Annotated in this window: 8 protein-coding genes; 4 read left to right on the top strand and 4 right to left on the bottom strand. The window is 30.2% G+C overall.

The features are described 5' to 3' along the window. Window positions 1–302 precede the first annotated feature (302 nt). Window positions 303–1,016 (top strand): YebC/PmpR family DNA-binding transcriptional regulator, encoded by a 714-nt coding sequence (locus SD960_RS14165; protein WP_007811539.1) that lies wholly within the window; start codon window positions 303–305, stop codon window positions 1,014–1,016. 276 nt (window positions 1,017–1,292) lie between these two features. Further along, the gene (locus SD960_RS14160) at window positions 1,293–1,868 is read left to right on the top strand and encodes an SUKH-3 domain-containing protein (protein ID WP_318804110.1); all 576 of its coding nucleotides are present in this window, start codon (window positions 1,293–1,295) and stop codon (window positions 1,866–1,868) included. A 74-nt stretch (window positions 1,869–1,942) separates the two neighbouring features. On the opposite strand, the gene SD960_RS14155 is transcribed toward SD960_RS14160, so the two are convergent. Next, window positions 1,943–2,080, bottom strand: a complete 138-nt coding sequence (locus tag SD960_RS14155; protein ID WP_318804108.1) for a hypothetical protein — start codon at window positions 2,078–2,080, stop codon at window positions 1,943–1,945. A 437-nt stretch (window positions 2,081–2,517) separates the two neighbouring features. On the opposite strand from SD960_RS14155, the gene SD960_RS14150 reads away from it, so the two are divergent. After that, window positions 2,518–3,351, top strand: a complete 834-nt coding sequence (locus SD960_RS14150) for a hypothetical protein (protein ID WP_318804105.1) — start codon at window positions 2,518–2,520, stop codon at window positions 3,349–3,351. A 78-nt stretch (window positions 3,352–3,429) separates the two neighbouring features. On the opposite strand, the gene SD960_RS14145 is transcribed toward SD960_RS14150, so the two are convergent. Beyond that, the gene (locus tag SD960_RS14145; protein ID WP_318804102.1) at window positions 3,430–4,185 is read right to left on the bottom strand and encodes a hypothetical protein; all 756 of its coding nucleotides are present in this window, start codon (window positions 4,183–4,185) and stop codon (window positions 3,430–3,432) included. Window positions 4,186–4,647: 462 nt separating this feature from the next. On the opposite strand from SD960_RS14145, the gene SD960_RS14140 reads away from it, so the two are divergent. Next, window positions 4,648–4,842: a hypothetical protein gene (locus SD960_RS14140; protein ID WP_318804099.1), complete on the top strand. Its 195-nt coding sequence runs from the start codon at window positions 4,648–4,650 to the stop codon at window positions 4,840–4,842. A gap of 85 nt (window positions 4,843–4,927) precedes the next feature. Here the strand turns inward: SD960_RS14140 and SD960_RS14135 are convergent, their stop codons facing one another. Further along, a complete protein-coding gene (locus SD960_RS14135) occupies window positions 4,928–5,830 on the bottom strand; it encodes a LamG domain-containing protein (RefSeq protein WP_318804098.1) in 903 nt (300 codons plus the stop codon). A gap of 351 nt (window positions 5,831–6,181) precedes the next feature. Continuing rightward, window positions 6,182–7,222 carry a PLP-dependent cysteine synthase family protein gene (locus SD960_RS14130; protein ID WP_042564217.1) on the bottom strand — a complete coding sequence of 347 codons (1,041 nt, stop codon included), beginning with the start codon at window positions 7,220–7,222 and terminating at the stop codon, window positions 6,182–6,184.

Raw genomic sequence — 7,222 nt, 5'->3', positions numbered from 1 at the left:
GATTTTAGATTTTAGATTTTAGATTTTAGATTTTAGATTTTAGATTTTAGATTTTAGATTTTAGATTTTAGATTTTAGATTTTAGATTTTAGATTTTAGATTTTAGATTTTTTCAAAATCTTCGATTTTGAAAGGTAAGCTTTGCGATCTTATTCAAACAAAAAACTTTGCAAACATTGCGTAACTCTTAGCGATCTCTGCGTTTAAATTACACACAAAAACATAATTAAAAAAAGAATAGAATTGATTTTGGAAAAATAAGGAATAACCGTATTTTTGCATCTCAAAATAAAAAATTAGTAATGGGAAGAGCGTTCGAATTTAGAAAAGGAAGAAAAATGAAACGTTGGTCAGCAATGGCTAAAACATTTACCCGAATTGGTAAAGATATCGTTATGGCCGTTAAAGAAGGTGGTCCTAACCCTGATGCCAATTCTAGATTAAGAGCTGTTATACAAAATGCAAAAGCCGCTAACATGCCTAAGGACAATGTGGAGCGTGCGATAAAAAATGCAAGTAATAAGGATACTGCCAACTATAAAGAGATTCTGTTTGAAGGATACGCTCCTCACGGAATTGCTATTTTAATTGAAACTGCATCTGACAACAATAATAGAACTGTAGCCAATATTCGCAGCTACTTTAACAAATGCAACGGAACAATGGGAACCCAAGGTTCTGTTGAGTTTATGTTTGACCACACTTGTAACTTCAGAATTGCAAAAGGAAATCTTGATCCTGAAGAATTAGAATTGGAATTAATCGATTTTGGTGCCGAAGAAGTTTTTGAAGATGAAGACGGAATTTTAATCTACGCTCCTTTTGGAAGCTTTGGCGCTTTACAAAAAGAATTAGAAAACAGAGGTCTTGAAATTTTATCTTCTGGTTTTGAGCGTATTCCGCAAATCACAAAAGAACTTACAGAAGCTCAAATCGCTGACGTTGAAAAACTAATCGAAAAAATTGAAGAAGATGATGACGTTATGAACGTTTATCATACTATGAAAGAGGAATAATTTTTTTTCTTTTCTTATATATTAAAAACTCCAGAGAAATCTGGAGTTTTTTTTGTTCTAATGAACTTTGTGAACACGGAAAAAATTTCTGCAGTATATTTGTGTATATAGGACCGATCGGTTTTCGAAATGTAACTCATTAAACTTGGAATATCATTGGACTGGGCACGAAGTCGGGAGACTTCGCACAGCATCGCCAGAAAGTTTAGAAGAAGACTTCGTAGAGCTGGGGAAATAAAAGTAAATATTAATATAAAAATTGAATAATTATTTATTATGATGAATGAGGAAGAAGATTTTACAACTGTACTAATAAATGCAGGATGGTACAAAGGGAGAACTATTAAAAGTAAAATTGAAAATACTATTCTTTATGAAATATTACCTAAGAAGATTCAAAATTTTCTTTGTGAATTTGGGGAGCTGAAAATTCATGCTGAAAATAGAATAGCGACAATGATTATTGATACAGGATATTTAGACAATAAAAAAGCATTTGATTATCAATTTTCAAATATTTATAAACTAGATGATGAAATTGATTTAAGTGATGATAGAAGTCAAAATTATTATTATTCAACGTTGATTGGGACACAGTTATATCCAGTTGCAAAATTAATTGAACAAAGTGAAGTATTAATGGATGAAAACGGGAATTTTTATATTATTGATTCTCTGCCCCAACTAATTTGGATATCAAATGAAACGTTCAATGCTCTTATTAAAATAATATTTGGATCAGGAGATGTTGCAATTTTCAATGAACATAGTATGGAATGGATGACTCCACTAGGAAAGGAATTGAATCAAAATCTTCCTATTAATCCAATTTTAAAAAATAATCCTTGGTAAAAACTGTTTAATTATTTTCTTATCTAAAATCTTATGAAACAAAAGCCTTCTGAAACTAAATCCAGAAGGCTTTTTTATTTTACAATAATATCTCTCAAATCCCTTCTCCCCTTCTCCCCAACATAATTCACACCCAATCCTCCCATTATCATAATTTTTGTCAGCTCTTCTGTTTCAATAATTATATCTTGTTGAAAACATTTTCTTTTCATGACTTTATGTCAAAATGCAATTACTAATTCAAAAAGTCAAAAGAGTTTAGTAAGTTTAGAACTCATAAGAAATTAAACTTAAAGCAAAGAAAATCACAGATTTAATTTAGGAGCGGGTACGAAGTCGGGAGACTTCGCACAGCATCACCAGATAGTTTAAAACAAGACTTCGCAGAGCTGGGGTTAAAGACCACAGGATTATTAAAAGGAGATGGAGCAAAGAATTTCAAAAAAGCCATATATGATCCTGAAATTTGGCCTGATGATAAATTAGAAAAAGCTTTAAAAGAAGCACTAGAAGATGCAATAAATAAAAATGGTGGAGAGCTACCAAGTGGTAATCCATCAGAAGGTGTGACATCGGAAGGTTATAAAATTATATTTACTAGTAAAAATGAAAAAATTACCACTTTCTGGTTTGATTAAAAACTATAATTATGAATTGGATAATAACTGAAGACAAATCATCTCCTAATAAATTAAGAATTGATTTCATCCCTTCAAATAATACGTTAAGTATGTTCTTTTCTAATTTAAAAACAATTGATTTTTTTGACTATATAATTCAAACGGTTAATTCGATTGGAGGATTTGGAATAGAAAATACAAGTATTTTGTTTTATAATCAAATGGATTGGGAAGATAAGGAAGGCCTTAATATAAAAGAAGGCGAAGTTTATATATACGTATACGATGGATTATCAAATGAAACAATAGTAAATGAATTAGAGTTTAAAAATATTCTCTATGACTTTTCTAGAAAAGTTATAGAAATAAATAATAAAAATGATGTTCTCTCAAAAGATTGGCTACGAAAAATGAACGAATCATTGCAAATATTAAAAGATAAAACATTAAAGGGTGAGATAAAATTATCAGCAGAACTTAAACAAAAAAACATTTATATTTTTTTCGATGGTTTAAAATCACATCAAGTAATTAACCAATATGATGATTGGTTAACTAGTACAGATTATTCTCTGTGGAGTAATTCTTATGTAGAAATTCAAAACAAGAGAATCTATATCATAAAAGAAAATGTAAAAGTATTATCAACTTTTAGATATTTTGATAAAACAGAACTTGACTTATTAGCCAAAAAATATAATCTCAAAATAAAAGAAGAAAATGATGTTTATTATGCATATAAAGATGAGCATACTTCTAGACAATTTCAAATTTCTGAAAATGATGAATTAGCTGTTATTTATTGTATTGAAGGCGGAAATATGCCCGAAAGTATTTTTATTTATGGAGTATTTGAAAAATAGACAAAATTGAAATAAATTTCTTTAAACCAAAGCCTTCTGAATTTAAATCAGAAGGCTTTTTTACTTCACAAAACATCATCAAATCTCCCTTCTCCCCTTCTCCCCAACATAATTAACTCCCAATCCTCCCATAATCATAATCTTAGTCAACTCTTCTGTCTCAATAATAATATCTTGTTGTAAAACATTCCCTTTAACTGATTTTATATCAAAAGGTATTGTTTTTGACAAATAATAATCTCCGCTTACAACACTAAGATAAAGATTATCACTATTCCTTAATACTTTTAAAGGAATAGCAAATTCACCCGTTTTTGCGTTTACTTTAAAAGGAGTTGGTGAATCATTTATAGTGAGCATTAAGTTTGGATATTCTTTATTGTTTAAAGGTCTGTGTGTTTTTGAATCTAATATTTTTCCTTTAACAATAATTGAAACTTCTTCTTCAATGGTTTGACTAACAGCAATTTTACCCACAATATGATTATTTAATTCCGGAGAAGTAATTTCGGTTTTAATTGGCTCTTTTTCTTGCCCAACAACATTCGAGGCTAATAAAACCGATGCGGCAATTGCAGCATATTTAAAATTGTTGATTTTTGATGTTTCATTGTACGCAAATTCCTGGTCTAACTGTGTAGATTTAATTCGTGCGCAAATACTTTTACCTTTATTTTCTGCAACAAACCTGCCTATTTCAGCGTTTGACTTTTTACTTAAATCAATTACGTTTTTAGCACACAAATCGCAAAACGAACCTTTTGAATTAGGAATCATTTTATCAAAATTTTCAGAACAAGGACTTGCTATTTCTAAGGTGAATTTCTTTTTCATACTATATATTTTTAAGTTAAAATCATTTCAAAATGCTTTATACTTATATAGAGAATGTTTTTCATGAAAAGGTTGGGAAGAAATAAAAATATTTTTTGATTTTTATAATTAATGGTTAATTTAAATACCTGTAAGATTAATAAATCAAATAAACTATTATATTTGCGGCAATTAGAAGAATAAAATAATTTTAAAATAATATCATGCAAACATCAAAATACACAAAATTCGCCGTCATTATTCTGGTGATTTTATTTATTGTTATAAGTGTTATAAGCTAAAAAACAAATAATACTAAAATTGAAAAGCCTTCTAAAGTCAAACTTTAGAAGGCTTTTTTATATCATTTCGAATTCATAATCTTTGACTGTCTATATACACTCTAAATAGATTCGAGGTTCCAAGAAAAAAATATAATCTCTTATATTTGCAATTCCAAAAACAAAAAATAAAAAACAATTTATGAAAACATCAAAATACACAAAATTTGCCATAATTATCATGGTGATTTTGTTTGTAGCTCTTAGCGTTATAAGCTGTGTTGCACACGTGCATAATGGTGGTGGCCCGAAAAAAATGCCACCCGGACAAGCGAAAAAAATGTCGGGAAGTCAAAGCGCCAAAGCTTATGCACCCGGACAACAGAAAAAGCATTAAAAAAAAGAAGCCTTTTGATTTTGATTTCAAAAGGCTTTTTCATTTTATATTAAAAATAAGGATTACTGAATAATCTTTATTTTGTTTATTTTTTCGGATTATTAGTTACTTTCAGCAAGTAAGTTCCTTCTGGTAAATCACCTATATTTGTAGCGTTTGCACCTACTACTTTTGTTCCTTGCGAGAAAACCTCAACAATTTTAGAAGTATTTTTTACATCTGTTATTGAAACCGCAGAAGCTGCCAATTTAATTGGAACTACAGGTTTTTCTACTACAGGAGCACTTTTTTGAGCTGCATTTGTACTTTGAGATGCTACAACTGCATTTATGGGTTTTGAGCTATTATAAGACTCCATAACCTGCTCATTTGTCATAGCAACGGTATATACTTTTACATCGTCTATATCGGCGTTAATTCCAACTGCTGTATTCAGTTCTCCGAGTCTTAAAATATATCCTTTTGTTAATCGTGAAATTCCATCAACTGATTTTAGTAATTCACCATTACGATATATTTTTGAGGCATTTCCGTCATAAGTGATGGCGTAGTGATACCAAACATCTTTAGCAAGCGGAACCGAAACAATAACATCATTTGTGGCTCCCCAACCAGCAAGGCTCAAATCAGAGTTGCCGGCCGATGCCGCTTGTTGCAATAAACCAAAGTATTGCGCATTGGCTGCGCTACCATAACCCAAAATATAATTTGGTATAGTAATAGTATTAAATTTCACCCATACAGATATTGATCTTGGTTTATTCCCTTGTGGAAGATCACCTAACACAACTTCAAAACCTTTATTCGTTAATCTCAGAGCACTTTTAGCAGCACCTGCTCTGTCATTTACAAAAACAGGGGTTCCCAAAAAAGAAATTGTATTATCGGTACTTTTTAAATTTCCATCAAACTTGAACTCCTGAACGGGATTTTGGGCATTAGTATTTAAAAAACTTACGAACATTAATGTAAGTAATAATTTCTTCATATTTTATAGATGTTTGGGGATTTAAAACTTTATATTTTAACAATACTAAACTATATTATAATGTCTCTGACTAAAAATTTAGTCGACAACGAACCTAAATAATCGTCAAATAACCAAAATTGATTATTTAAAACTCTTAATTAAATTAATTTATACTTTTATAAATTTTGTTAAAACTATAAATTTAATTCAACATAAACAAGCACTTCCTACGTATAAATACGTTATTCTCATTCAATCAAAATATTTTAACATTTAACAATATAAGATTATAGATTTGTAAAACGATTCTTAAAAAAAAACTCCATTCGTTTACACGAATGGAGTATATATTTCAAAAGTAATTTTAATTTACTTTACAAATTCAATTTTTTGAACTTCCTCTTCATTGATACTATCAAAGAATCCTTGCTCATTCATCCAGTCATCACTAAATACTTTACTCATATAACGAGAACCGTGATCAGGAAAAATAGCAATAATATTACTGTCTTTTGTAAATTCTCCTTCTTCTGCATATTGCTTAATGGCCTGCATTACAGCTCCAGAAGTATATCCAACAAATAAACCTTCTTTACGCGTGATTTCTCTTGCAGAGTGAGCGCTTTCTTCATCGGTTACTTTCATGAATTTATCGATGATATCAAAATCTGTAGCAGATGGAATCAGGTTTTTTCCTAAACCTTCAATACGATACGGGTAAATTTCTTTGTTATCAAATTCTTTTGTTTCGTGGTATTTTTTCAATACTGAACCAAAAGCATCTACACCTAAAATTCTAATGTTTGGATTTTGCTCTTTTAAGAATTTTGCAGTTCCTGAGATTGTTCCTCCGGTTCCGCTACAAGCAACAAGGTGTGTAATTTGTCCTTTTGTCTGTTCCCAGATTTCAGGACCTGTAGAGTTGTAGTGGGCATCAATATTTAACTGGTTAAAATACTGATTAATGTAAACTGAACCTTTTGTTTCTTCGTGCAAACGTTTTGCAACGTTGTAATATGATCTTTCATCATCTGCAGAAACGTGTGCGGGACAAACATACACTTTAGCTCCTAAACTTCTCAGCATGTCAATTTTATCTTTCGATGATTTTGAACTTACTGCCAGAATACAATTATACCCTTTTATAATGCTTACCATTGCTAAACTAAACCCTGTATTACCAGATGTTGTTTCGATTATGGTATCTCCTGGAGAAAGTATTCCTCTTTTCTCGGCTTCTTCAATAATATATAACGCGATTCTATCTTTTGAGGAATGACCCGGATTAAAAGCTTCTACCTTTGCGTAGAAATTTCCTTCTAACTCTTCGGTGATTTTATTTAGCTTAATAAGTGGGGTGTTACCTATTAACTCTAAAACATTATTGTAAGCATTTATTTCTTCTTTCAT

The sequence above is a fragment of the Flavobacterium sp. MMLR14_040 genome, from assembly GCF_033657265.1.
Classification (GTDB): domain Bacteria; phylum Bacteroidota; class Bacteroidia; order Flavobacteriales; family Flavobacteriaceae; genus Flavobacterium.
The sequence above is the reverse complement of the archived record's forward strand: the minus strand, read 5'-3'. Positions and strand labels throughout refer to the sequence as shown.

Excerpts from the sequence above, each read along its gene's own strand:
- SD960_RS14165 (WP_007811539.1), top strand. The coding sequence starts at position 303 with ATGGGAAGAGCGTTCGAATTTAGAAAAGGAAGAAAAATGAAACGTTGG.
- SD960_RS14160 (WP_318804110.1), top strand. The coding sequence starts at position 1,293 with ATGATGAATGAGGAAGAAGATTTTACAACTGTACTAATAAATGCAGGA.
- SD960_RS14155 (WP_318804108.1), bottom strand. The coding sequence starts at position 2,080 with ATGAAAAGAAAATGTTTTCAACAAGATATAATTATTGAAACAGAAGAG.
- SD960_RS14150 (WP_318804105.1), top strand. The coding sequence starts at position 2,518 with ATGAATTGGATAATAACTGAAGACAAATCATCTCCTAATAAATTAAGA.
- SD960_RS14145 (WP_318804102.1), bottom strand. The coding sequence starts at position 4,185 with ATGAAAAAGAAATTCACCTTAGAAATAGCAAGTCCTTGTTCTGAAAAT.
- SD960_RS14140 (WP_318804099.1), top strand. The coding sequence starts at position 4,648 with ATGAAAACATCAAAATACACAAAATTTGCCATAATTATCATGGTGATT.
- SD960_RS14135 (WP_318804098.1), bottom strand. The coding sequence starts at position 5,830 with ATGAAGAAATTATTACTTACATTAATGTTCGTAAGTTTTTTAAATACT.
- SD960_RS14130 (WP_042564217.1), bottom strand. The coding sequence starts at position 7,222 with ATGAAAGAAGAAATAAATGCTTACAATAATGTTTTAGAGTTAATAGGT.